13 protein-coding genes and 1 tRNA gene are annotated in these 25,016 nt (G+C 59.9%); 10 read left to right on the top strand and 4 right to left on the bottom strand.

All coding sequences use genetic code 11. The features are described from left to right. Positions 1–42: 42 nt before the first annotated feature. The 6 genes from EH206_RS02690 (at position 43) to EH206_RS02715 (ending at position 19,041) form a co-directional block, all read left to right on the top strand. Complete coding sequence (locus EH206_RS02690) at positions 43–12,882, top strand: BapA/Bap/LapF family large adhesin (protein WP_137739227.1); 12,840 nt, start codon at positions 43–45, stop codon at positions 12,880–12,882. Positions 12,883–12,990: 108 nt separating this feature from the next. After that, positions 12,991–14,397, top strand: coding sequence for a TolC family outer membrane protein (locus tag EH206_RS02695; RefSeq protein ID WP_009111280.1), 1,407 nt, complete (start codon positions 12,991–12,993; stop codon positions 14,395–14,397). Beyond that, on the top strand, positions 14,394–16,547 hold the full coding sequence (locus EH206_RS02700) for a type I secretion system permease/ATPase (protein ID WP_009111281.1): 2,154 nt from the start codon (positions 14,394–14,396) through the stop codon (positions 16,545–16,547). The genes EH206_RS02695 and EH206_RS02700 overlap by 4 nt, the downstream gene beginning before the upstream one ends. Next, complete coding sequence (locus EH206_RS02705) at positions 16,544–17,728, top strand: HlyD family type I secretion periplasmic adaptor subunit (RefSeq protein WP_009111282.1); 1,185 nt, start codon at positions 16,544–16,546, stop codon at positions 17,726–17,728. Before EH206_RS02700 ends, EH206_RS02705 begins: the two co-directional genes overlap by 4 nt. A gap of 126 nt (positions 17,729–17,854) precedes the next feature. Then, positions 17,855–18,781 carry a D-2-hydroxyacid dehydrogenase gene (locus EH206_RS02710; protein WP_009111283.1) on the top strand — a complete coding sequence of 309 codons (927 nt, stop codon included), beginning with the start codon at positions 17,855–17,857 and terminating at the stop codon, positions 18,779–18,781. Between the two features lie 184 nt (positions 18,782–18,965). Next, positions 18,966–19,041 (top strand) — tRNA-Gly (locus tag EH206_RS02715). 237 nt (positions 19,042–19,278) lie between these two features. On the opposite strand, the gene EH206_RS02720 is transcribed toward EH206_RS02715, so the two are convergent. After that, a complete protein-coding gene (locus EH206_RS02720) occupies positions 19,279–20,151 on the bottom strand; it encodes a LysR family transcriptional regulator (protein WP_009111284.1) in 873 nt (290 codons plus the stop codon). Positions 20,152–20,253: 102 nt separating this feature from the next. Between EH206_RS02720 and EH206_RS23285 the strand changes: the two genes are divergently transcribed. The 3 genes from EH206_RS23285 to EH206_RS02735 all read left to right on the top strand — a co-directional run bounded on the left by EH206_RS23285 (position 20,254) and on the right by EH206_RS02735 (position 22,120). Next, positions 20,254–20,448: an NADH:flavin oxidoreductase/NADH oxidase gene (locus tag EH206_RS23285; RefSeq protein ID WP_009111285.1), complete on the top strand. Its 195-nt coding sequence runs from the start codon at positions 20,254–20,256 to the stop codon at positions 20,446–20,448. 30 nt (positions 20,449–20,478) lie between these two features. Continuing rightward, positions 20,479–21,084, top strand: coding sequence for an isochorismatase family protein (locus EH206_RS02730; protein ID WP_009111286.1), 606 nt, complete (start codon positions 20,479–20,481; stop codon positions 21,082–21,084). A gap of 166 nt (positions 21,085–21,250) precedes the next feature. Continuing rightward, complete coding sequence (locus EH206_RS02735; RefSeq protein WP_009111287.1) at positions 21,251–22,120, top strand: alpha/beta fold hydrolase; 870 nt, start codon at positions 21,251–21,253, stop codon at positions 22,118–22,120. A 205-nt stretch (positions 22,121–22,325) separates the two neighbouring features. Here the strand turns inward: EH206_RS02735 and EH206_RS23290 are convergent, their stop codons facing one another. The 3 genes from EH206_RS23290 to EH206_RS02745 all read right to left on the bottom strand — a co-directional run bounded on the left by EH206_RS23290 (position 22,326) and on the right by EH206_RS02745 (position 23,932). Continuing rightward, a complete protein-coding gene (locus EH206_RS23290; RefSeq protein WP_232216566.1) occupies positions 22,326–22,553 on the bottom strand; it encodes a hypothetical protein in 228 nt (75 codons plus the stop codon). Next, positions 22,526–23,080 (bottom strand): pirin family protein, encoded by a 555-nt coding sequence (locus tag EH206_RS02740; RefSeq protein ID WP_232216567.1) that lies wholly within the window; start codon positions 23,078–23,080, stop codon positions 22,526–22,528. The genes EH206_RS23290 and EH206_RS02740 overlap by 28 nt, the downstream gene beginning before the upstream one ends. Positions 23,081–23,200: 120 nt before the next feature. Then, positions 23,201–23,932: an SDR family NAD(P)-dependent oxidoreductase gene (locus tag EH206_RS02745; protein WP_198008316.1), complete on the bottom strand. Its 732-nt coding sequence runs from the start codon at positions 23,930–23,932 to the stop codon at positions 23,201–23,203. A gap of 343 nt (positions 23,933–24,275) precedes the next feature. On the opposite strand from EH206_RS02745, the gene EH206_RS02750 reads away from it, so the two are divergent. Next, complete coding sequence (locus tag EH206_RS02750) at positions 24,276–25,016, top strand: pirin family protein (RefSeq protein ID WP_232216568.1); 741 nt, start codon at positions 24,276–24,278, stop codon at positions 25,014–25,016.

Raw genomic sequence — 25,016 nt, forward strand, 5'->3', positions numbered from 1 at the left:
TAACTAATTTTTAGCCAATACTCATTTGGGAGTGGAAGTTAAATGAAAGGTTTCTCTATTACTGCGAAAGAAAACGGCATTAGCTCTATGGTTAATACCTCTTCCGGAGAATTGAATTTATCTTCTCCTTCCATTGTGACATTGCAGGCCAATCGGCAAGAAATCGCCTCAATGGCTCGCTCTGGCAATGATTTGGTGGTGATATTCCACTCCGGTGAAAAAGTAATACTGCAAAACTTTTATATCGCCGGAGAACAGGGCGCCAGCGAATTGGTGTTGGAAGACGAGAATGGCGCGCTCTGGTGGATAAAAGATCCTGCAACTCAACCTCAATTTGAATCCATTTCCGGTATTGATGAGATCATGGCCGGCATTGAAGGTGCGGAATCTGCTGGCGGTACTGTCCTGCCATACATTCTGGCCGGGAGCGCAGGTGTGGCTGGTGTTATTGCTATAGCGTCCGATCGCCACGATGATGATGATAACGAGCGCAATACCCGCACACCCGAAGCGCCGACGGTAAACATCAGCGAAGATGGCACCGCCATTAGTGGTGAAGCGGAGCCAGGCAGTATCGTGACTGTGACTCTGCCGGATGGTTTAACCATCGAATCCATAGTCGATACGGACGGTTCCTGGAGAGTCACCCCCGAGGACTTGCTGACGAACGGCGAAACAGTGTCCGTGGTGGTGACTGATCCGGCAGGGAATACCTCCACCGCTGTGATTGTCACCGCACCCGACACCACGGCGCCTGCGGCCCCCGCCGATCTGCTGGTGGCGGAAGACGGTTCGTCGGTGAGCGGCAGCGCTGAGCCGGGCAGCACGGTGACCATTAGCGACGCGGCCGGTAATGAACTGGGCAGCGTCACGGTGGGTGATGACGGCAGCTTTACCGTACCGCTAACCCCGGCGCTGACCAATGGCGAGACGATTAGCGCTGTCGCCAGCGACGCGGCGGGGAATGCCTCTGCTGCGGTGAGCGTTACCGCGCCGGACGCTACCGCGCCGTCTGCGCCCGCCGATCTGCTGGTGGCGGAAGACGGTGCGTCGGTGAGCGGCAGCGCTGAAGCGGGCAGTACGGTGACCATCAGCGACGCGGCCGGCAATGAACTGGGCAGCGTGACGGTGGGAGAGGACGGCAGCTTTACCGTACCGCTGACGCCGGCGCTGACCAATGGCGAGGCGATTAGCGCGGTCGCCAGCGACGCCGCGGGTAACGTCTCGACTGCGGCAACGGTGACGGCGCCGGATCTTTCCGTACCGGATACCACCGCGCCGGACGCGCCGGTTGCCGCCGTCAGCGAAGACGGTCTGACGGTGAGCGGCACGGCGGAGCCGAACAGCACGGTAACCGTAACACTGCCGGATACCACCACCCTGACCACCACGGCGGATGCGTTTGGCGTATACGGCGTTGTTCTGCCGACCGCCTTGACCAACGGCGAAACCGTGACGGTGACCGCCACGGATGCTTCGGGGAATGTGTCTGTACCGGCCACTGCGACGGCGCCGGACACCACCGCGCCCGCGGCCCCCGGCGCTTTGCTGGTGGCGGAAGACGGTGCGTCGGTGAGCGGCAGTGCGGAGCCGGGCAGTACGGTGACCATCAGCGACGCGGCCGGCAATGCGCTGGGCAGCGTGACGGTGGGAGAGGACGGCAGCTTTACCGTACCGCTGACGCCGGCGCTGACCAATGGCGAGGCGATTAGCGCGGTCGCCAGCGACGCCGCGGGTAACACTTCGGCTGCGGCAACGGTCATTGCCCCGGACGCTACCGCGCCGGAAGCGCCGGTTGCCTATATCAATGATGACGGCACGGTGGTAAACGGCACGGCGGAGCCGAACAGCACGGTAACCGTAACACTGTCGGATACCACCACCCTGACCACTACGGCGGATGCGTCTGGCGTATACGGCGTTGTTCTGCCGACCGCCTTGACCAACGGCGAAACCGTGACGGTGACCGCCACGGATGCTTCGGGGAATGTGTCTGTACCGGCCACTGCGACGGCGCCGGATCTGACCGCCCCTTTATCCCCCGCCGATCTGCTGGTGGCGGAAGACGGTTCGTCGGTGAGCGGCAGCGCTGAAGCGGGCAGTACGGTGACCATCAGCGATGCGGCCGGCAATGAGCTGGGCAGCGTGACGGTGGGAGAGGACGGCGGCTTTACCGTACCGCTGACGCCGGCGCTGACCAATGGGGAGGCGATTAGCGTGGTCGCCAGCGACTCCGCGGGTAACACTTCGGCTGCGGCAACGATCATTGCCCCGGATACCACCGCGCCGGACGCGCCGGTTGCCTATATCAATGATGACGGCACGGCGGTAAACGGCACGGCGGAGGCGGGCAGCACGGTGACGGTGACCTTACCGGACAACAGTACCCGGATCGTGACGGCGGCGGACGATGGCACCTGGGGTCTCACGATGCCGGAAGCCTTAACCGCCGGAGAACAATTGACGATCACCGCCACTGACGGGGCAGGCAATACCTCTGTCCCCGCCACGGTGACGGCGCCGGATCTTTCCGTACCGGATACCACCGCGCCGGACGCGCCGGTTGCCGCCGTCAGCGAAGACGGTCTGACGGTAAGCGGCACGGCGGAGCCGAACAGCACGGTAACCGTAACACTGCCGGATACCACCACCCTGACCACTACGGCGGATGCGTCTGGCGTATACGGCGTTGTTCTGCCGACCGCCTTGACCAACGGCGAAACCGTGACGGTGACCGCCACGGATGCGGCGGGGAATGTGTCTGTACCGGCCACTGCGACGGCGCCGGACGCTACCGCGCCGTCTGCGCCCGCCGATCTGCTGGTGGCGGAAGACGGTTCGTCGGTGAGCGGCAGCGCTGAAGCGGGCAGCACGGTGACCATCAGCGATGCGGCCAGCAATGAGCTGGGCAGCGTGACGGTGGGAGAAGACGGCGGCTTTATCGTACCGCTGACGCCGGCGCTGACCAATGGCGAGGCGATTAGCGCGGTCGCCAGCGATGCGGCAGGGAATGCCTCTGCCGCGGTGAGCGTTACCGCGCCGGACACCACCGCGCCCTCTACTCCTGCCGATCTATCGGTAGCGGAGGATGGTTTATCGGTGAGCGGCAGTGCGGAGCCGGGCAGTACGGTGACCATCAGCGACGCGGCCGGCAATGAGCTGGGCAGCGTGACGGTGGGAGAGGACGACGGCTTTATCGTACCGTTGACCCCGGCGCTGACCAATGGCGAGGCGATTAGTGCGGTCGCCAGCGACGCCGCGGGTAACACTTCGGCTGCGGCAACGGTCATTGCCCCGGACACCACCGCGCCGGACGCGCCGGTTGCCTATATCAATGATGACGGCACGGCGGTAAACGGCACGGCGGAGGCGGGCAGCACGGTGACGGTGACCTTACCGGACAACAGTACCCGGATCGTGACGGCGGCGGACGATGGCACCTGGGGTCTCACGATGCCGGAAGCCTTAACCGCCGGAGAACAATTGACGATCACCGCCACTGACGGGGCAGGCAATACCTCTGTCCCCGCCACGGTGACGGCGCCGGATCTTTCCGTACCGGATACCACCGCGCCGGACGCGCCGGTTGCCGCCGTCAGCGAAGACGGTCTGACGGTAAGCGGCACGGCGGAGCCGAACAGCACGGTAACCGTAACACTGCCGGATACCACCACCCTGACCACTACGGCGGATGCGTCTGGCGTATACGGCGTTGTTCTGCCGACCGCCTTGACCAACGGCGAAACCGTGACGGTGACCGCCACGGATGCGGCGGGGAATGTGTCTGTACCGGCCACTGCGACGGCGCCGGACGCTACCGCGCCGTCTGCGCCCGCCGATCTGCTGGTGGCGGAAGACGGTTCGTCGGTGAGCGGCAGCGCTGAAGCGGGCAGCACGGTGACCATCAGTGACGCGGCCGGCAATGAACTGGGCAGCGTCACGGTGGGAGAGGACGGCGGCTTTACCGTACCGCTGACGCCGGCGCTGACCAATGGGGAGGCGATTACCGCGGTCGCCAGCGACGCCGCGGGTAACACTTCGGCTGCGGCAACGGTGACGGCGCCGGATCTTTCCGTACCGGATACCGCCGCGCCGGACGCGCCGGTTGCCGCCGTCAGCGAAGACGGTCTGACGGTGAGCGGCACGGCGGAGCCGAACAGCACGGTAACCGTAACACTGCCGGATACCACCACCCTGACCACCACGGCGGATGCGTTTGGCGTATACGGCGTTGTTTTGCCGACCGCCTTGACCAACGGCGAAACCGTGACGGTGACCGCCACGGATGCTTCGGGGAATGTGTCTGTACCGGCCACTGCGACGGCGCCGGACACCACCGCGCCCGCGGCCCCCGGCGCTTTGCTGGTGGCGGAAGACGGTGCGTCGGTGAGCGGCAGTGCGGAGCCGGGCAGTACGGTGACCATCAGCGACGCGGCCGGCAATGCGCTGGGCAGCGTGACGGTGGGAGAGGACGGCAGCTTTACCGTACCGCTGACCCCGGCGCTGACCAATGGCGAGGCGATTAGCGCGGTCGCCAGCGACGCCGCGGGTAACACATCGGGTGCGGCCACTGCGACGGCGCCGGACACCACCGCGCCCGCGGCCCCCGGCGCTTTGCTGGTGGCGGAAGACGGTGCGTCGGTGAGCGGCAGTGCGGAGCCGGGCAGTACGGTGACCATCAGCGACGCGGCCGGCAATGAACTGGGCAGCGTGACGGTGGGAGAGGACGGCAGCTTTACCGTACCGCTAACCCCGGCGCTGACCAATGGCGAGGCGATTAGTGCTGTCGCCAGCGACGCCGCGGGTAACACTTCGGCTGCGGCAACGGTCATTGCCCCGGATACTACCGCGCCGGACGCGCCGGTTGCCGCCGTCAGCGAAGACGGTCTGACGGTGAGCGGCACGGCGGAGCCGAACAGCACGGTAACCGTAACACTGCCGGATACCACCACCCTGACCACTACGGCGGATGCGTCTGGTGTATACGGCGTTGTTCTGCCGACCGCCTTGACCAACGGCGAAACCGTGACGGTGACCGCCACGGATGCTTCGGGGAATGTGTCTGTACCGGCCACTGCGACGGCGCCGGACACCACCGCGCCCGCGGCCCCCGGCGCTTTGCTGGTGGCGGAAGACGGTGCGTCGGTGAGCGGCAGTGCGGAGCCGGGCAGTACGGTGACCATCAGCGACGCGGCCGGCAATGCGCTGGGCAGCGTGACGGTGGGAGAGGACGGCAGCTTTACCGTACCGCTGACCCCGGCGCTGACCAATGGCGAGGCGATTAGCGCGGTCGCCAGCGACGCCGCGGGTAACACATCGGGTGCGGCCACTGCGACGGCGCCGGACACCACCGCGCCCGCGGCCCCCGGCGCTTTGCTGGTGGCGGAAGACGGTGCGTCGGTGAGCGGCAGTGCGGAGCCGGGCAGTACGGTGACCATCAGCGACGCGGCCGGCAATGAACTGGGCAGCGTGACGGTGGGAGAGGACGGCAGCTTTACCGTACCGCTAACCCCGGCGCTGACCAATGGCGAGGCGATTAGTGCTGTCGCCAGCGACGCCGCGGGTAACACTTCGGCTGCGGCAACGGTCATTGCCCCGGATACTACCGCGCCGGACGCGCCGGTTGCCGCCGTCAGCGAAGACGGTCTGACGGTGAGCGGCACGGCGGAGCCGAACAGCACGGTAACCGTAACACTGCCGGATACCACCACCCTGACCACTACGGCGGATGCGTCTGGTGTATACGGCGTTGTTCTGCCGACCGCCTTGACCAACGGCGAAACCGTGACGGTGACCGCCACGGATGCTTCGGGGAATGTGTCTGTACCGGCCACTGCGACGGCGCCGGACACCACCGCGCCCGCGGCCCCCGGCGCTTTGCTGGTGGCGGAAGACGGTGCGTCGGTGAGCGGCAGTGCGGAGCCGGGCAGTACGGTGACCATCAGCGACGCGGCCGGCAATGCGCTGGGCAGCGTGACGGTGGGAGAGGACGGCAGCTTTACCGTACCGCTGACCCCGGCGCTGACCAATGGCGAGGCGATTAGCGCGGTCGCCAGCGACGCCGCGGGTAACACATCGGGTGCGGCCACTGCGACGGCGCCGGACACCACCGCGCCCGCGGCCCCCGGCGCTTTGCTGGTGGCGGAAGACGGTGCGTCGGTGAGCGGCAGTGCGGAGCCGGGCAGTACGGTGACCATCAGCGACGCGGCCGGCAATGAACTGGGCAGCGTGACGGTGGGAGAGGACGGCAGCTTTACCGTACCGCTAACCCCGGCGCTGACCAATGGCGAGGCGATTAGTGCTGTCGCCAGCGACGCCGCGGGTAACACTTCGGCTGCGGCAACGGTCATTGCCCCGGATACTACCGCGCCGGACGCGCCGGTTGCCGCCGTCAGCGAAGACGGTCTGACGGTGAGCGGCACGGCGGAGCCGAACAGCACGGTAACCGTAACACTGCCGGATACCACCACCCTGACCACTACGGCGGATGCGTCTGGTGTATACGGCGTTGTTCTGCCGACCGCCTTGACCAACGGCGAAACCGTGACGGTGACCGCCACGGATGCTTCGGGGAATGTGTCTGTACCGGCCACTGCGACGGCGCCGGACACCACCGCGCCGGAAGCGCCGGTTGCTTATATCACCGAAGACGGCACGGTGGTAAACGGCACGGCGGAGGCGGGCAGCACGGTGACGGTGACCTTACCGGACAACAGTACCCGGATCGTGACGGCGGCGGACGATGGCGCCTGGGGTCTCACGCTGCCGGAAGCCTTAACCGCCGGAGAACAATTGGCGATCACCGCCACGGACGGGGCCGGCAATACCTCTGTCCCCGCCACGGTGACGGCGCCGGATCTTTCCGTACCGGATACCACCGCGCCGGACGCGCCGGTTGCCGCCGTCAGCGAAGACGGTCTGACGGTAAGCGGCACGGCGGAGCCGAACAGCACGGTAACCGTAACACTGCCGGATACCACCACCCTGACCACCACGGCGGATGCGTTTGGCGTATACGGCGTTGTTCTGCCGACCGCCTTGACCAACGGCGAAACCGTGACGGTGACCGCCACGGATGCTTCGGGGAATGTGTCAGTACCAACCACCGCGACGGCGCCGGACACCACCGCGCCGGATGCGCCGGTTGCTTATATCACCGAAGACGGCACGGCGGTAAACGGCACGGCGGAGGCGGGCAGCACGGTGACGGTGACCTTACCGGACAACAGTACCCGGATCGTGACGGCGGCGGACGATGGCGCCTGGGGTCTCACGCTGCCGGAAGCCTTAACCGCCGGAGAACAATTGACGATCACCGCCACGGACGGGGCCGGCAATACCTCTGTCCCCGCCACGGTGACGGCGCCGGATCTTTCCGTACCGGATACCACCGCGCCGGACGCGCCGGTTGCCTATATCAATGATGACGGCACGGTGGTAAACGGCACGGCGGAGCCGAACAGCACGGTAACCGTAACACTGCCGGATACCACCACCCTGACCACTACGGCGGATGCGTCTGGTGTATACGGCGTTGTTCTGCCGACCGCCTTGACCAACGGCGAAACCGTGACGGTGACCGCCACGGATGCGGCGGGGAATGTGTCTGTACCGGCCACGGCAACAGCGCCGGATCTGACCGCCCCTTTATCCCCCGCGGATCTGCTGGTGGCGGAAGACGGTTCGTCGGTGAGCGGCAGCGCTGAAGCGGGCAGCACGGTGACCATCAGCGACGCGGCCGGCAATGAGCTGGGCAGCGTCACGGTGGGAGAGGACGGCAGCTTTATCGTACCGCTGACCCCGGCGCTGACCAACGGCGAAATCATTACCGCGGTCGCCAGCGACGCCGCGGGTAACACTTCGGCTGCGGCAACGGTTACTGCCCCGGATCTGACCGCCCCTTTATCCCCCGCCGATCTGTTGGTGGCGGAAGACGGTTCGTCGGTGAGCGGCAGCGCTGAAGCGGGCAGCACGGTGACCATCAGCGACGCGGCCGACAATGAGCTGGGCAGCGTGACGGTGGGAGAGGACGGCAGCTTTACCGTAACGCTGACCCCGGCGCTGACCAACGGCGAAATCATTACCGCGGTCGCCAGCGACGCCGCGGGTAACACTTCGGCTGCGGCAACGGTCATTGCCCCGGATACCACCGCGCCGGACGCGCCGGTTGCCTATATCAATGATGACGGCACGGTGGTAAACGGCACGGCGGAGCCGAACAGCACGGTAACCGTAACACTGCCGGATACCACCACCCTGACCACTACAGCGGATGCGTCTGGCGTATACGGCGTTGTTCTGCCGACCGCCTTGACCAACGGCGAAACCGTGACGGTGACCGCCACGGATGCGGCGGGGAATGTGTCTGTACCGGCCACCGCGACGGCGCCGGATCTGACCGCCCCTTTATCCCCCGCCGATCTGTTGGTGGCGGAAGACGGTTCGTCGGTGAGCGGCAGCGCTGAAGCGGGCAGTACGGTGACCATCAGCGATGCGGCCGGCAATGAGCTGGGCAGCGTGACGGTGGGAGAGGACGGCAGCTTTACCGTACCGCTGACGCCGGCGCTGACCAATGGGGAGGCGATTAGCGCGGTCGCCAGCGACGCCGCGGGTAACACTTCGGCTGCGGCAACGGTCATTGCCCCGGACGCTACCGCGCCGAATGTGCCGGTTGCCGCCGTCAGCGAAGACGGTCTGACGGTGAGCGGCACGGCGGAGCCGAACAGCACGGTAACCGTAACACTGCCGGATACCACCACCCTGACCACTACGGCGGATGCGTCTGGCGTATACGGCGTTGTTCTGCCGACCGCCTTGACCAACGGCGAAACCGTGACGGTGACCGCCACGGATGCGGCGGGGAATGTGTCTGTACCGGCCACTGCGACGGCGCCGGACGCTACCGCGCCCGCGGCCCCCGCGGATCTGCTGGTGGCGGAAGACGGTTCGTCGGTGAGCGGCAGCGCTGAAGCGGGCAGCACGGTGACCATCAGCGACGCGACCGGCAATGAGCTGGGCAGCGTGACGGTGGGAGAGGACGGCAGCTTTACCGTACCGCTGACGCCGGCATTGACCAATGGCGAGGCGATTAGCGCGGTCGCCAGCGACGCCGCGGGTAACACTTCGGCTGCGGCAACGGTCATTGCCCCGGATACCACCGCGCCGGAAGCGCCGGTTGCCTATATCAATGATGACGGCACGGCGGTAAACGGCACGGCGGAGGCGGGCAGCACGGTGACGGTGACCTTACCGGACAACAGTACCCGGATCGTGACGGCGGCGGACGATGGCGCCTGGGGTCTCACGCTGCCGGAAGCCTTAACCGCCGGAGAACAATTGACGATCACCGCCACTGACGGGGCCGGCAATACCTCTGTCCCCGCCACGGTGACGGCGCCGGATCTTTCCGTACCGGATACCACCGCGCCGGACGCGCCGGTTGCCGCCGTCAGCGAAGACGGTCTGACGGTGAGCGGCACGGCGGAGCCGAACAGCACGGTAACCGTAACACTGCCGGATACCACCACCCTGACCACTACGGCGGATGCGTCTGGCGTATACGGCGTTGTTCTGCCGACCGCCTTGACCAACGGCGAAACCGTGACGGTGACCGCCACGGATGCGGCGGGGAATGTGTCTGTACCAACCACCGCGACGGCGCCGGACACTACCGCGCCCGCTGCGCCCGCGGATCTGCTGGTGGCGGAAGACGGTTCGTCGGTGAGTGGCCACGCCGAAGCGGGCAGCACGGTGACCATCAGCGACGCGGCCGGCAATGAACTGGGCAGCGTGACGGTGGGAGAAGACGGCAACTTTACCGTACCGCTGACGCCGGCGCTGACCAACGGCGAAATCATTACCGCTGTCGCCAGCGATGCCGTGGGTAACGGCAGCAATCCAGCCACGGTCACCGCACCGGACACCACCGCGCCGGACGCGCCGAGCGCCGCCATCAGCGCCGATGGCGGCAGTATCAGCGGGGTGGCGGAAGGCGGCAGTACCGTTACCATCACCCTGGCGGATGGCTCGGTCGCTACCGTACAGGCGAATGCGCAGGGTAACTACAGCTACGATTTCCCGAGCGTGCAAGCCAACGGGGAGTCGGTGTCGGTTACGGCCACCGATGCGGCGGGGAATATCTCGCCAGCGACAAGCGTCACCGCGCCGGTATTGGAACTGGCGGCGAACGATAATGAGGTATTACTGGCTTTGACCACCGATGCGGCGGTTACAACCGAATCGTACAGTGACTGGGGCTTGTTGGTCGTAGGGGCGCTGGGCAATATCGCTTCATTGCTGGGGAATGATAGCGCACAGGTCAGCTTCACGATCGATAACGGCGCGACGGCGGATGTGGCGCTGGAAGCCAATGCCACTGGCGGCGTGTTGTCGCTGCTCAATAGCATGGGGGTGATGGTGCAGCAATATAGCGCTGACACCGACTCCTGGAACACGGTGATCGATACCGCGAACTCACAGTGGGCCAGCCTGCTGACGATCGGTAGTAACGGCGTCACCCTGAACCTTGAGGACATGAGCGAAGGCACTTACCGCGTGCTGGCTTATAACACCACTTTGCTGGCGGTTGGCTCTTACATCAGCGTGGCGGCGACGGTTACCCAAACCGCCGCGGGTGTAGTAAGCGGGGAAACCAGCTATAGCGGTAACCTCATTACCGATGACGACCCTGCCCACGGTGCTGATATCACGCCGGCCGGGACAGTGGTGACGCAGATTGCGAACGGCGCGGGGGATGTGGTTGCCGTAACGTTGGATGGTACGACTATCCAGGGAGAATATGGCACGCTGACTATCAATCCGGACGGCAGCTATACCTATACGCTCACGGATACTTCCACAGCGGTGCTGGGCCGTGTTGATAGCTTCACTTACACGGTAACCGGCAATGGCGCAACGTCCACAGCCGAGCTATTGGTGTCGCTGGGGACGGAAATCAATGCGCCCGGTAATGTGATTGCTGTGGATGACTCGGCTTTCATTACCTTCGATACCACAGTGGACGCGATCGATAACGGCACGTCGTCGCAAAGCGGATTTACCGTGCTGAATCTTGGCCTGGGCAGCGTACTGAGTGTGGGCATTCTGGACGATCTCACCAACCCGATCATTTTTGATGTGGAGGAGGGCACAACCCGTACCATGACGCTTCAGTCGTCGGTGGGCGGCGTTTCCGTATTGTCCGGCTTTGATCTCTATGTCTACAAATTTAATGCCGCCACCCAGCAATATGATCAATACCGTGTGGTGGAAGACTGGCTGACCGTTGTGGCTCTTGGCGCTTCTTCTAGTGAGCTGACGCTAACTCTGCAAGGCGGACAATATCTGTTCCTGCTGGATACCGCTTACGGTATTTCCGCGCTGACGGGCTACACCCTGAACATTCTGGAAGACCATGTCTATACCGTGGAAACGGTCAGCGCCAGCACGTCCGGCAATGTGATGGAGGATGACACCGCGCCTGCGGATTCGGTGATCGGCGTGGTGAACGGGGTGGCGATCGCCGCGGAGGGCATCACCAGCGTTACCGGCGCGTACGGCGTGTTGACCATCGACGCGCAGGGCAACTATACCTACACGTTGAACGCCGGCGTGGGCGCGGACAGCATTACCGCCCCGGACAGCTTCGTGTATACGGTGACGGCGCCGGATGGCGAGTCCGACAGCGGCACCCTGAATATCAATCTGGTGTCCCGCCCGCTGACAGCGGTGGAGGACAGCGTTACGCTGGCGGCGACGGCAGTGCAGGAGGAGACAAGCTACAGCGACAGCGACGCGGGTTCCGTCACCTGGAGTTCAAGGCTTACTAGTTCAAGCTCAGCGAGCACTAGCGGTACGGTTACGGTGGCGGAGCAGACTGCGGTGAAGGACGCCAGTATTACCTTTAATGTGAATTCGTTACTGAGCCTCAGCAGTCTGAGTATTGGCTGGACCTTGCTGAGCAGCGACGGAACACAACTGGCGTCCGGCACGGTATCCAGCGACACGCTGCTCGGCAGCAGCGCGACCGTCTCGCTGGGGGGCCTGGAACTGGCGGCCGGCGACTACACTCTGAACTTTACCGGCTCCATCGGCGCGCTATCCCTGGGGAGTATCACGGTAAGCGCATCGGTCACGGGCACCAGCGTGCTGCTGGATGATTTCCAGACCGAAACCGCCGCCGTGACGGGGAATATCTTCGATGGCAGCGGTTCGGAAGCAAATGCCGCCGATCAACTTGTTTCTGTGGAAACCACGCTCTCCATTGCCGATGTCAATGGCAATGTCACTACGTTGGATCCTTACGTTACCAGCGACTCGACGGTGACGGTACAGGGCAAATATGGCGTACTGACGCTCAATATCGACGGCGAGTACAGCTATACGCTGAACAGCGATGTAGCGCTCACCGACATCACCGAGAAAGAGACGTTCAATTACACCCTGACCGCCGCGGATGGGGAAACCGCCGGTTCGGCGCTGACCATCGACCTGGCGCTGCAGCTGAACGGCAGCAGCCATAGCGACACCGCCACCAGTTCGGCCTACGGCGACACCTTCGTACTCGGCGGCAGCGGCGACTCGTTAATTTTCAGCCTGCTGAATGCGGCGGACGCCACGGGAGGCAACGGCAGCGATATCTGGACGGACTTCTCGCTGGCGGATGGCGATCGCATTGATGTCAGCCAGTTACTGCAAGGCTGGGACAGCGGAACCAGCGATGCCCGCGACTGGCTTTCTGTGGAAATCATTGACGGCAATACGGTGATCTCCATCGACCGTGACGGCCAGGGTACGGAGTTCGGCACTACGCCGCTAGTCACGTTGCAGGGGGTACAAGCCACGCTGGATGAGCTGCTGGAAAATAATTCCATTATTACCTGACGCATAACAAAAGCCCACGGGCGCAGTGATGCCGCCGCGTTCGTGGGGTTTATATTTAATTTATTGATTTTATTAGGGATTGATATGAATGGCAGTCGAGGGTACGCGATGGGGCTGGCGTGTTTTCTGGCTTCGACGGGGGGCATTTACCACGGTGTCAACGCCGCACAGAGCGCGTTGCAGCCAGGCGTTATCAGCACCGGGCAGATCATCTATCGGGAGCAACTGCCCTCGCTTTCCGGCCCGGTTGCGCCGCCGACGGCCTCCAGCGCGCCGGAAAGCCTTGATATTAACCTTGCCGTCGCGCGCGCCGTCTCCTGGCACCCGAATATTCGTGAGGCTATCGGGCAGTTGTTCGAGCAGTCGGAAGCGGTCAACGTGGCGCGATCGCAATATTATCCGCAGGTGACCGGCGGTATTAATAACGGGATTACAAATAGTTACGGTAACAGCGGCTATAGCCCGTCGCTGGTGTTGTCGATTTCCCAGATGTTGTATGACTTCGGTAAGGTAAATAGCCAGGTGCGCGCCGCCAATGCAGGCGTGGCGCAGGAGCAGGCCAATGTGCTGGTGAGTATTGATACGGTGGCGCATGACACCGCGTCGGCGGTGGTTCAGGTACAGGGTTATCAGAAACTGCTGGAGGTCGCCACAGAGCAACTGGCGGCCCTTGACAACATTAGCCGATTGGCGCGCCAGCGCAACGATGAGGGCGCCAGTTCACAGTCGGATGTGGTGCAGACCGAAACGCGTATCGAAGGCGCCCGTTCGGCGCTGCTACAGTACCAGGCCAACCTCGACCGCTGGCGGGCGACGCTCGCTTCCCGGCTGGGCTGGGCGCGTATTCAGCGCGTCAGCGACAATTTTCCGGCAAATCTGCAACGCGCCTGCGACGTTAGCGAGCCGGATGACCGACTGATACCGGCGGTATTAGCGGCTTACGCCCAGGCCAACAAAGCGCAGGCGCAGTTGGATGAAGCCAACGCCCGGATGCTTCCCACCATCTCGTTACAGCCGGAAGTCAATCACTACCTGAATGACCGTTACGCCAACAGCCAAACGCTGGATCGCACGCAATATGCCGCCTGGGTAAAAGTTGAAATGCCCCTTTATCAGGGCGGCCGGCTGACCGCCGGCCGTAATGCGGCGGCACACGCGCGGGAAGCCGCCAATGCCGCGGTGCAGGCCGCGCGGCTGGAAGCGCGCCAGCAACTGACGGAAGCGCAAAATGAGGCCCAAAGCCTGGCGCGCACCTTGCAAATTCAGGTGCGGCAACAGGAACTGGGCGAGAAAACCCGCGAACTCTATCAACAACAGTATCTGGAACTGGGCACCCGGCCGTTGCTGGACGTGCTGAACGCCGAGCAGGAGGTGTTTCAGGCACGCTTTACCGAGCAGCAAACGCTGATCCAGCTTCACCAGTTACAACTTGATTGCCTGTACAGCACCGGAAAGATGCGCAGCGCGTTCGCACTGAATAATCGCACTATCCAGGCCGTGGAGATCCAGCCATGAAGCATTTAATCAATGCAAAAGACGACGCGCAGTTACTGACGCGCTGGACTTCCGCCATCACTTATGTGGGCAGCCACTATCGGCTGGCCTTTTCGCCGGGCGCGCTCCGGGCCAGCACGCAGTGGCAGGAGGGGCTGCCGCTGCTGCGCGCATTACAAAACCTGGCGCGCCAGGCCGGGTTGACGGTCCGCATCCTTCAGGGACATCAGGATATCGCCGCCTGGCGTCTGCCGCTGGTGGTACAACTGACCAGCGGCCAGATAGTCGTTCTCGAACAGTTTGATGGTCAGGACACCGTGAGCGTCAGTTTTATGGCGGACGGCAACCAGTTTAGTCGGCTATCCCTGAGTAAGATTTTACCGGATATTCGCTATGTGGTGGCGCTGCGGCCGGCGGCGGCGGTGAAAGACAGCCGCGCCGGGTACTATCTGGAGGACTACCGCCCGGACTGGCTGTGGAAACTGGTGCTGCGGGATCTCAAACCCTACGGCTATGTGATGCTGGCCTCGCTGCTCGTTAACATCCTGTCGCTGGCCGGGATTCTGTTTTCCATGCAGGTTTATGACCGAGCGATCCCGGCGCAATCCTATCCGACGTTGTATGTCCTGGCGATCGGCGTGTTTATCGCGGTGATCTTCTCTTTTCTGTTGCGGCTGGGGCGCGGGCACATTATGGATATTCTCGGTAAGCGTGCGGATATCCGCGTTTCCGACCGCGTGTTCGGCCATGCGTTGCGGTTACGTAACAGCGCCATTCCACGCTCTACCGGGAGCTTTATTTCCCAGCTCCGTGAACTGGAGCAGATCCGCGAAATGGTCACCTCCACCACGGTTTCGGCGGTGGTGGATCTGCCGTTTTTCCTGCTGTTCTTACTGGTGCTGGCGATTATCGCGCCGTCGCTTTCGTGGATCGCGCCCGCGGCGGCGCTGCTGATGATCCTGCCCTGCCTGCTGATGCAAAAGAAACTGGCGCAGCTGGCGCGCCAGTCCAGCCAGGAATTTACGCTGCGTAACGCGGTGTTGGTGGAAAGCGTGCAGGGATTGGAGGACATCAAACTGATGCAGGCGGAAAACCGTTTTCAGCAGCAGTGGAACAGCTACATCAGTATTAGCGCCGAATCCGGGGTGCGGATGCGTAAACTCACCCAGTGGCTGATTAGCTGGGGTTTGAGCGTTCAAGGGCTGGTGTATGCGCTGGTGGTGATGATTGGCGCGCCGTTGGTGATTGAAGGCGGGATGACCACCGGGGCGATTGTCGCCGCCTCGTTATTGTCGTCGCGCATGATTGCGCCGATGACCACTCTGTGCGGCGTACTGGCGCGCTGGCAGCAGGTTAAAGCCGCGAAAGAGGGGTTGGACAACGTTATGCAGTTGCCGGTGGAGAACGGGCATGATGAAAGCAAACTGCATTGTGATGTGTTGTATGGTCATTACCAGTTCGTCAGGGCGGCGTTCCGTTACCACAGTGAAGAAGGCTCGATCGCGCTCAAAATCGCTAAACTGGAAATCCGCCCTGGCGAGCGGGTGGCGATTCTGGGACGCAATGGCGCCGGGAAATCCACCTTGCTCCAGGCGATGGCGGGGGGAATGGCGTTGGTGGAGGGCGAGCTAAGGCTCGATAACCTGAGTCTGGCGCATATCGATATGGAAGATGTGCGGCGTAACATTGGCCTGGTAACGCAGCACGCCCGGCTGTTTTTCGGCACGTTGCGCGAGAATCTGACGCTGGGCGCGCCGCGCGCCAGCGACGCGGAGATCTTTGCCGTACTGGAAGTTTGCGGCGCGGACAGTTTTGTGAAAAAGCTGGCGCTGGGGCTGGATCACCCGGTGATGGAGGGCGGGATTGGGCTTTCCGGCGGCCAGCGGCAATCGATCCTGCTGGCGCGCATGCTGCTGCGCGATCCGAATATTGTGTTGCTGGATGAACCTACCTCCTCTTTGGATGAGCACACCGAACAGGAATTTATTCGGCACCTCGCCAAGTGGTTGGGAGGACGCACGTTGGTGGTGGCGACCCATCGCGTCGCGGTGCTGGAACTGGTGGAACGCATCATTGTGCTGCAAGAAGGGCAACTGGCGATGGATAAACCGAAAGAGCAGGCGCTGAACACCGGCCGCCATCAAAACGACCATCGGGAAGTCAAGGCATGAAAGAAAACATAGTTGATGACCTGGAAAACGAATATGACCGTAAAAACCAGTACGCCGGTTCAGTGCGGATCGTTGTAATCACCGCGCTGTTGCTGCTGGCGGCGGGGGTTTGGGCATGGTTTGGCACGCTGGATGAAGTTTCCACCGGCAGCGGGAAAGTGATCCCAAGTTCGCGCGAACAGATGTTGCAGTCGTTGGATGGCGGGATACTGACGGAGCTGAACGTCCGCGAGGGGGATATGGTTGATGCCGGGCAGGTATTGGCGCGGCTGGATCCGACCCGATCGGAATCCAATGTGGGTGAGAGCGCCGCCCGTTATCGGGCGGCGCTGGCCGCAGGCGCCCGCTTGAACGCGGAGGTCAGCGACGAACCGCTGAAATTCCCTGCCTCGTTAAGCGGCTGGCCGGAGTTGATCGCCGCGGAAACCCGTCTCTATAAAAGCCGACGCGCGCAGTTTGAGGGATCCGAATCACAGTTAAAAAAAGCGCTGGGCCTGGTTGAGAGTGAACTGGCGATAACCGAACGGCTAGTGAAAACCGGGGCGGCGAGCCATGTTGAAGTACTGCGTCTGCGGCGCCAGAAAGCGGAGCTTGACCTGAAACTAACCGACCTGCGTTCGCAATATTATGTACAGGCGCGCGAGGAGCTGGCCAAAGCCAGTGCGGAAGTGAATATGCTCTCGGAAGTGATTAAAGGGCGTACGGACTCCGTTACGCGGCTGGTGGTTCGCTCGCCGGTGCGCGGTATTGTGAAAAATATCCAGGTGACCACCATCGGCGGAGTGATAGCGCCGAATGGGCATCTTATGGAAATTGTCCCGGTGGATGACCGCTTGCTGGTTGAAACGCGCCTGTCGCCGCGGGATATCGCGTTTATTCATCCAGACCAAAAGGCGTTGGTGAAAATCACCGCTTACGATTACGCCATTTACGGCGGGTTAAGCGGAGTGGTGAAAACCATTTCGCCGGACACGATTCAGGACGAAGTCAAACCAGAAATCTTTTATTACCGGGTATTTATTCTCACCGATCAGGATTATCTGCAAAACAAGGCCGGCCGCCGTTTTTCCATTGTGCCGGGGATGATTGCCACGGTGGATATCAAAACCGGTGAGAAAACGGTGATGGACTATTTAATCAAACCGTTTAATCGCATAAACGAGGCCCTGCGCGAACGCTAGATAACGCCGCGAACCTTTTCTCTTACTTTTCATCCCTTCATTTGCGGTTGCAACTGTGCGGCTTAACGCAATAATCTGTTCTTCCCGGCGTTAATTTTTATCGTTGCCTCGTTTAAGGAACCTGCTATGACCGCTGTGCTGCTGTTGGATTCCCGTGCTGATGAAATCGGCCCCGTGCTGTATAACCAGGCGCCGGAACTTGAACTGGTATTGTCAGATGGTACGGCAGGGCAGGCTGAGCGTTATCCGATCTGGCTTGGCGACCCCGCCGCCGCCGCGGTCCTGCTGGCTCAAGGGGGAAAGCCGCAATGGCTGCAGTCCACCTGGGCCGGGTTTAAACCGTTGCTGGCCGCCGGGTTGCCGCGTGATTACCGGCTCAGCCGGGCCGTGGGAGTATTCGGTCAACCGATTGCCGAATATGTGCTTGCCTATATGCTGCGCCACGAACTACAGATGGATAAACGGCAACATAGCCAGGCTAATCGGCAATGGGATCACCGCCTGCCGGGTTCTCTTGCCGGCAAAACGGTACTTATTGTCGGCGCTGGCGAAATCGGATGTGAAGTCGCGAGCTTCCTGCACCCCTTCGGGGTTGAACTGCATGGCATCGTAAATACGCCCCGCAGGTTACCTCACTTTAAACAAGTATTTGGGATCGCCGGGTTGCAACAGGCCGTGCAGGATGCCGACTATGTGATTAACCTACTGCCTGACACTTCGGCCACGGCGGATATCTACCATTCCGCCCTGTTTACCGCGATGAAGGCGTCAGCCTTATTTATCAACGTTGGCCGGGGAACGGCGGTCGTTGACGACGACTTGCTCGCAGCCTTGCGCAATCACCAGATTGCCGGCGCGGTGCTGGATGTGTTCAGACAGGAGCCGTTGCCCGCATCCCATCCGTTCTGGCTGGAGCCGAATCTTGCCGTTAGTGCTCATATCGCCGGCCCGATGGTGCCGGGATTACTCGGGCGCTTATTTCTGGATAACCTGGCCCGTTTTCGACAGGGAAAGGTCTTACGGGGCGAGATTGATTTTGCTCAAGAGTATTAAACGGTTTTTCGCTGAAAAGAGCTTGCCAGTGCCAATCGATTGGGACATAATGCTGTCCGCTAAGTGGGTTTTTAAGATAAATATCTATAAAATTCATATGGTTGTATAGGTTAATCCACTATATCGCTCCCGGTCCGTCAAAACAGCTTTTCAACGGTACTGAGAGATCATAAGCTGGTCATATGCGGGAATAGCTCAGTTGGTAGAGCGCAACCTTGCCAAGGTTGAGGTCGCGAGTTCGAGCCTCGTTTCCCGCTCCAAATTCTTTTCTATAGACGTCCGCTAAAGTCTGTAGGTCTATGAAAAAAGAGCGAAAAGCTCTTTTTTTGTTTCCGGGGCAATCCGCTGAAAACCACCGTCAACCGTAAGTATCCCGATAATCCGAACAGAACGTCTGCCACTACCCGCTCTGGTTCAGCTGTTCCGGAGTGGCAAGCGCAGACGGATTATGGATTGACAGCCGCTGCTTTCCCTTGCGGCGAAAAGCCGATAAGCGGCTACCGGGACAATTGCTCTCTCAAGAATTCGATGAAGCGTTGCGTTTTCGCAGGAAGCAAACGTGTCTCGGTTATTGCATAGACGGGAGCGGAATTACCTTTCCATTGAGGTAACACACGTCGTAACCGTCCTTCGTTAACATCGCTGGCGGCTATTTCTTCCGGCATCAGGATGATGCCCATACCCAGTGTTGCCAGGCGCCGAATCATGCCGATATTGTTGAGCACAAACCGGCCGCCCACTGAGACCGTGGTTGTGTTTGTGCCGTCATGCAACGTCCATGTATTGGTTTTCGACATACCGATGCATTCGTGTTGTTCCAGATCTTCAGGTCTGTCGGGTTCGCCCGAGAGCTCGAGATAGCCTGGAGATGCATAGAGGCAGGTTGAGAGACGTGCCAGCGGGCGTGCGATCAACTGCGAATCCTCGGACTCTCCCATGCGGATGGCCACATCGAAGGGTTCGCTTACCAGGTCGACCCGCCGCGGGGTCAGATCGAAATCGAAGGTGATGCCGGGGTAATGCCGGGCAAATTCGGCGATCGCTGGGGCCAGGTAATTGATAGCGAAGTCCACAGGCAGAGAAACGCGAAGCACGCCACTGGGTTGGGCCAACATCTCTCCTAATTGTTCATGCGCGAGCCTGGCCTCGTCGACGATGCGTTTGCTACGCTCGAAATAGAGCAGGCCAGCCTCAGTCAGTTCGACCTTGCGTGTCGTACGGTGCAGCAAACGCAAGCCTATGGCCTTTTCCAGTGCGCTGATCCGTCGTGACAAGGTAGAACTCGGCATCCCCATCTTTTCGGCGGCACCGCGGAAGCTTTTTGCTTTGACGACTTCTACGAACAACGACATGTCATTCAAAAGTATCATCGAATTGTCCCATTTTTGGATTAAAGTAATCCATGTTGCCCTATTTATTGCAACCTCAACAAGAGAGATGATGAGAACACGAAATTAATTGAGGTTATCATCATGAGCAAACTGTTTACTTCAGTCCGCATCGGCCGCTACACCCTCCCGAACCGCCTGGTGATGGCTCCCATGACCCGCTCATGCGCTGATGATGAGACCGGTATGCCGACCAAACTGCTCGCGGCGCAAGACGCTCCGCGCGATATCGGAGAAGCGGCAGGGTCGTGCTTTTCGACGCACCTGGGCTACTCTTAATTTGCACCAAACAAAACGAGGACTTTTACTATGGCTCAAGAAAGATTCACCGCTGAGAATTCCGCATTGCTGCTGATTGACCACCAGGTCGGCACGATGCAGTTGATCAAAAACATCGACTCCCAGTTCGCCGGCAAGCAGGCGATCGCGCTGGCCAAAATGGCGAAGATCCTGAACCTGCCAACCGTGATTACTTCTAGCCAGGAAGACCGTGCCCAGGGGCCGATTATGCCGGAAATCGCCGAAATCCTGCCCGAAGCGCACGACGCGCGCATCAAGCGTCCCGGCGTGGTCAATGCCTGGGCCTACCCCGAGTTCCGCGATGCGGTGCTCGCCACCGGGCGCAAGAACCTGATTATGGCCGGCGTGACCACCGACGTTTGCTTAATCTTCCCGGCCATCGACGCTGCGCTTGAAGGGTTTGCCGTGCAGGCGGTGATGGATGCTTCGGGTTCGCCCAGCGACCTGTCCGAGGAATTCTCCCGCCAGCGCATGCATGACGCCGGGGTGGTGCTCACCGCCACCAACACGCTGATGGCCGAGATCGCGCAGGACTGGTCCACTCCGGACGGGCAGCAACTGATCGGCCTGTTGTTCAGCGACGTGTTCCCGGCTCTGGGGGCTGGAATTTCTTGATAGCGTGCCTGCATATGGAGCGCTAGAGCGCTAAAAATGCAGGACCGTCGGCCCTTGCTCAATTGTGCGGCAGCCGGCGGTATCCCTTAACTGTTACGACAATCTGAATCGTTTAGATGTTCGTAATTCTTTAAGCTGAACTGCTATGAGTAATGAACAATAATCCATGACAAAATCGACCAATTTCACTCACCACACTACGGTAGTAAATGGTGTCCGCCTTCATTACGTGATGGCGGGTTCTGGCGATCCTCTGGTCCTTCTACACGGGTGGCCACAGAGCTGGCGAGAATGGCACCACCTAATTCCTATTCTGGCTTCTCGTTTTACCGTCATTGCGCCCGACATGAGAGGTTTTGGCGACTCGGACAAGCCAACCGGCGGTTATGACAAGCGCACAGTGGCGCAGGACATCCGACAACTGGTACAACATCTCGGTTTTTGCGAAATTAACCTGGTTGGACATGATATCGGCATGATGGTTGCCTACGAGTACGCATCGGCACATCCGAAAGAGATCCGCCGGCTCGCGGTTCTGGAAGCCGGGCTTCCGGGACTGGGACTGGAAGCGCTTATGAATACCGCCAAGTTCCCTCAGTTCTGGCATTTTGGTTTCTTCAGTGCGCCGGGTGTGGCGGAAACGCTGATCGCCGGTCGGGAAAAAATGTTCCTGGCGCATTTCATCCGCCATCTGGCCTACGACACTTATGCCGTCACCGAAGACGACCTCAATGAATATTCTGAGCGAATGAGTGCCCCCGGCGCTCTGCGCGCCAGCTTCGAGCATTACCGGGCATTTCCCGTCGACGCGCGCAACAACCAGGAGCACGCCCGAACTAAGCTGCCGATGCCTGTTCTCGGGATCGGGGGCGAGTACTGCATGGGCGATCAGGTCGGCCACATCATGCGCCCGTTGGCGGACAACGTGCAAACGGCGGTTGTTGAACGAAGCGGTCATTGGATCCCTGAAGAGCAACCCGAACAACTGGCCGCCCTGCTGGTCGAATTTTTCACCACGACGTCAGCCGGCGTGTAGCGGTAACCAGGATGATTATAATGAGCGTACGCATTCTGACACAAAGATGATCGGATAACGGACGTTACGGAGACATCCGCACGGTAAGGTCAATAGCTGAGAAAACGGCGGAGCCTATTCTCCGGGCGAGGGCTACGCCGTCGATTCATGCTTTTTAGTGGAGTGGCCGCATCACCACCGTGAAGCGAGGTTTTTGTCCAGACGATTATCTGGACAGTACATTACCGCTGAACATTCCGCCCCGGAACACCATGGCGGCAGGATCGGTGGTAAAAAGCACCAGATCGGTATCTTCATCAGCGTAAACGTCATATTCCTTATCATCACGGATAAGGACGCTTTCTCCATTCTTCAGTCGCTGGTCACCTATGTTTGCGCTTCCCTGAAAGACATACAGCAGCCTCGTCACGCCTGGAGTGGGTATTGCCGGCAATGCCAGATGATTTCCTTCATGTAACCGGACATCATGCAGCCAGGCCTGGGCGCGAAAAATGAGAGGAGCAAACGAGGGGCTGCAACAAGCCGCCAGCTGTTTTCACTGTAGGTGGAAGCGAAGTCGTGGAACTGTACCTGCGGCGGCAGATCAGGTTCAGATGGGCGAACAAATATCTGCAGGCATTGCATCGCATCGGTTTCGCCGATGACCCGCTCTTCATGCTGGAATGTATGGCCGGCATTCATCAGCATAAGCCGTGTATTGGATATTTCTTCCGTATTGCCCACAGTGTCCAGATGGAGCATCTGCCCGGCGCGCACATAGGTGAGTATTTCGTCATCCCGATGAGGATGCATGGCAATGACCGTACCCGGCTTAATATAGGCGTGATCGATACGTCCTATCGCTCCGATTCCACTGTCGCCCGACTCTTCAGCCATACCCGGCCAAAGTATTTCAATACCAAAGCCGCCTGAACCATGTTTGCGCTTCAGGCTACGGTCGATTTTGATCATCTCGGTCATGAGTCTGTCCTCAGTAATAGTGCTTTGGTTTGCTGGCTCTCGTTCAATACGATAAACCGGTTTACTCAGTTAGTAGATGCGCCACAGTTCCCTTAAAAACCTTTATTGAGCGTGCACTTTTTACCAGTTTTCACGATAGGGTCTGACTTCAGTTTCAAAGCTCCAGCCCTGAGGTGACTGGGTTGTCAGGTTGTAAGCGGTTTCGGCCACCGCGCTTGGGGAGACAAATTCATCCGCTGCCTTATCGGACATTTTTTTCCGCGTTGCAGGAAGATCCACAATCCCATCAATGATGAGCAGCGAAACATGAATGCCTGCGGGCCAGAGTTTACGCGCCATGGATTCCGCCAGGCTGCGTTGCGCGGCCTTAGCCGGAGCAAATGCGGCAGTATTTGCGCCTCCGCGGCGTGATGCCGTTGCCCCAATAAAGACGATATTGCCTTTCCCGCCCGCTTTCATTGCCGGAATGACCTGTTTGGCGCAAAGTAAAGAGCCGAGTGCGTTGACCCGCCAGGCCGATTCAAATTGTTCGGGCGTTACACTTTCGATATCTGAAAGCGCACCGGAACCGGCATTGAAAAGTAGCACATCTGTTTCACCTAGCTCCCTGCGTATCGCATCAAACGCTTCCACGACGGATTCCGCGTTACCTACATCGCAGGCATAAGCGTGCGCATGGTCGATTTGAGCGGCGAGCGATTGAGTTCGTTCAAGATTGCGTGCAAGCAATGCGACGGCGTAGCCTGCGGCGGAAAAACGCTGGGCTAAAGCTTGACCGTTGCCTTCGCCTGCGCCGGCAATAACAGCGACAGGGAGGTTGAGTGTGTTCTTTGTCATAATGGTCTCTTCCATATCCTCACAGTTTTATTAACGAATAACAGAATAGGGTTGGAAATTTTTCAATTAATACCAGTTAAATTATGGCCTAATATTTTTTTGAATATACATGATAAATCGGAATTTATTATTCCATACATGGGATAATGTATCTTAATATTTTGAAATATAATTATTTTTCATTTGTGCCGTTATAGAGGTTTTTTATTCCCTTGGGCAGGGAGTCTGGTTGTCCTGATGGTTTTCGGTTAGGTTGTACTCACTAGTGATAATTTCAGAAGTTTTCCGCAAGCGAAAAAGGGAATGTTCGACAGGGAAACTATGTCGCCGAGAAAACTGAAAAAGACGTTTGGAGTCAATGATGATTAATATTCTACGCGCGGATCCCGCATCGGCATTTGAATATGGTCCCTTCAGGATCCTACGCATCCGTCCGGGCAAAATTGCGTCTGGAAATAATGATAGTGCCTTTGGACCGATAAGTGTGATTGATCATGTCAATCTTGCACCGGGCGCATTAATAAAAATGCGCGAGGAGATGAATGATGAAATCCTGAGCTACGTGTGGCGTGGTTCGATAATGCATGAAGACGCCGATGGTCAGAGGATCCCGCTTTCGCCAAAAAAACTGATGATGATGAATGCAGGGAAAGGCATCCGGCATGAAGAATCCGCACCCTTTGTCGCGGCGGAACTGCTGCGGATTTATATCCGTCCACGCCGCGCAGATCTGGATAGCCGGATTCAGTTTATGGACCGTTTCCAGGGCGTGCGCCAGAATGAATGGAGCTTGTTGGCGGGGCCGGAAGGACATAATGCCCCATTGGAGATTCGTCAGGACGTCATCGCTTATGATATCAGTCTTGAACAGGGCGCTCACGCGGATATTCCCCGATACTCAGGCATGGCTCAATGGCTGTATGTGGTGGATGGAGAGCTCAAGATGGGGGATTATGTTTTGGGAAAGGGAGATGCGATCAGTGCTCAGGATGAAGCGTTATCTTCGGTGACTGCAACCCAGAATACCACTCTGATATGTTTTCTGGTGAATATTGGGTCACAGGGTGTTATGGATGGTTTAATCAGCGGACAGAAATGA

The organism is Brenneria nigrifluens DSM 30175 = ATCC 13028, from assembly GCF_005484965.1.
In the GTDB taxonomy this organism is placed as follows: domain Bacteria; phylum Pseudomonadota; class Gammaproteobacteria; order Enterobacterales; family Enterobacteriaceae; genus Brenneria; species Brenneria nigrifluens.

What these genes read in the sequence shown, in the direction of transcription:
- EH206_RS02690 (WP_137739227.1), top strand. Translation starts at nt 43, where the DNA reads ATGAAAGGTTTCTCTATTACTGCGAAAGAAAACGGCATTAGCTCTATG.
- EH206_RS02695 (WP_009111280.1), top strand. Translation starts at nt 12,991, where the DNA reads ATGGGGCTGGCGTGTTTTCTGGCTTCGACGGGGGGCATTTACCACGGT.
- EH206_RS02700 (WP_009111281.1), top strand. Translation starts at nt 14,394, where the DNA reads ATGAAGCATTTAATCAATGCAAAAGACGACGCGCAGTTACTGACGCGC.
- EH206_RS02705 (WP_009111282.1), top strand. Translation starts at nt 16,544, where the DNA reads ATGAAAGAAAACATAGTTGATGACCTGGAAAACGAATATGACCGTAAA.
- EH206_RS02710 (WP_009111283.1), top strand. Translation starts at nt 17,855, where the DNA reads ATGACCGCTGTGCTGCTGTTGGATTCCCGTGCTGATGAAATCGGCCCC.
- EH206_RS02720 (WP_009111284.1), bottom strand. Translation starts at nt 20,151, where the DNA reads ATGATACTTTTGAATGACATGTCGTTGTTCGTAGAAGTCGTCAAAGCA.
- EH206_RS23285 (WP_009111285.1), top strand. Translation starts at nt 20,254, where the DNA reads ATGAGCAAACTGTTTACTTCAGTCCGCATCGGCCGCTACACCCTCCCG.
- EH206_RS02730 (WP_009111286.1), top strand. Translation starts at nt 20,479, where the DNA reads ATGGCTCAAGAAAGATTCACCGCTGAGAATTCCGCATTGCTGCTGATT.
- EH206_RS02735 (WP_009111287.1), top strand. Translation starts at nt 21,251, where the DNA reads ATGACAAAATCGACCAATTTCACTCACCACACTACGGTAGTAAATGGT.
- EH206_RS02740 (WP_232216567.1), bottom strand. Translation starts at nt 23,080, where the DNA reads ATGACCGAGATGATCAAAATCGACCGTAGCCTGAAGCGCAAACATGGT.
- EH206_RS02745 (WP_198008316.1), bottom strand. Translation starts at nt 23,932, where the DNA reads ATGGAAGAGACCATTATGACAAAGAACACACTCAACCTCCCTGTCGCT.
- EH206_RS02750 (WP_232216568.1), top strand. Translation starts at nt 24,276, where the DNA reads ATGATGATTAATATTCTACGCGCGGATCCCGCATCGGCATTTGAATAT.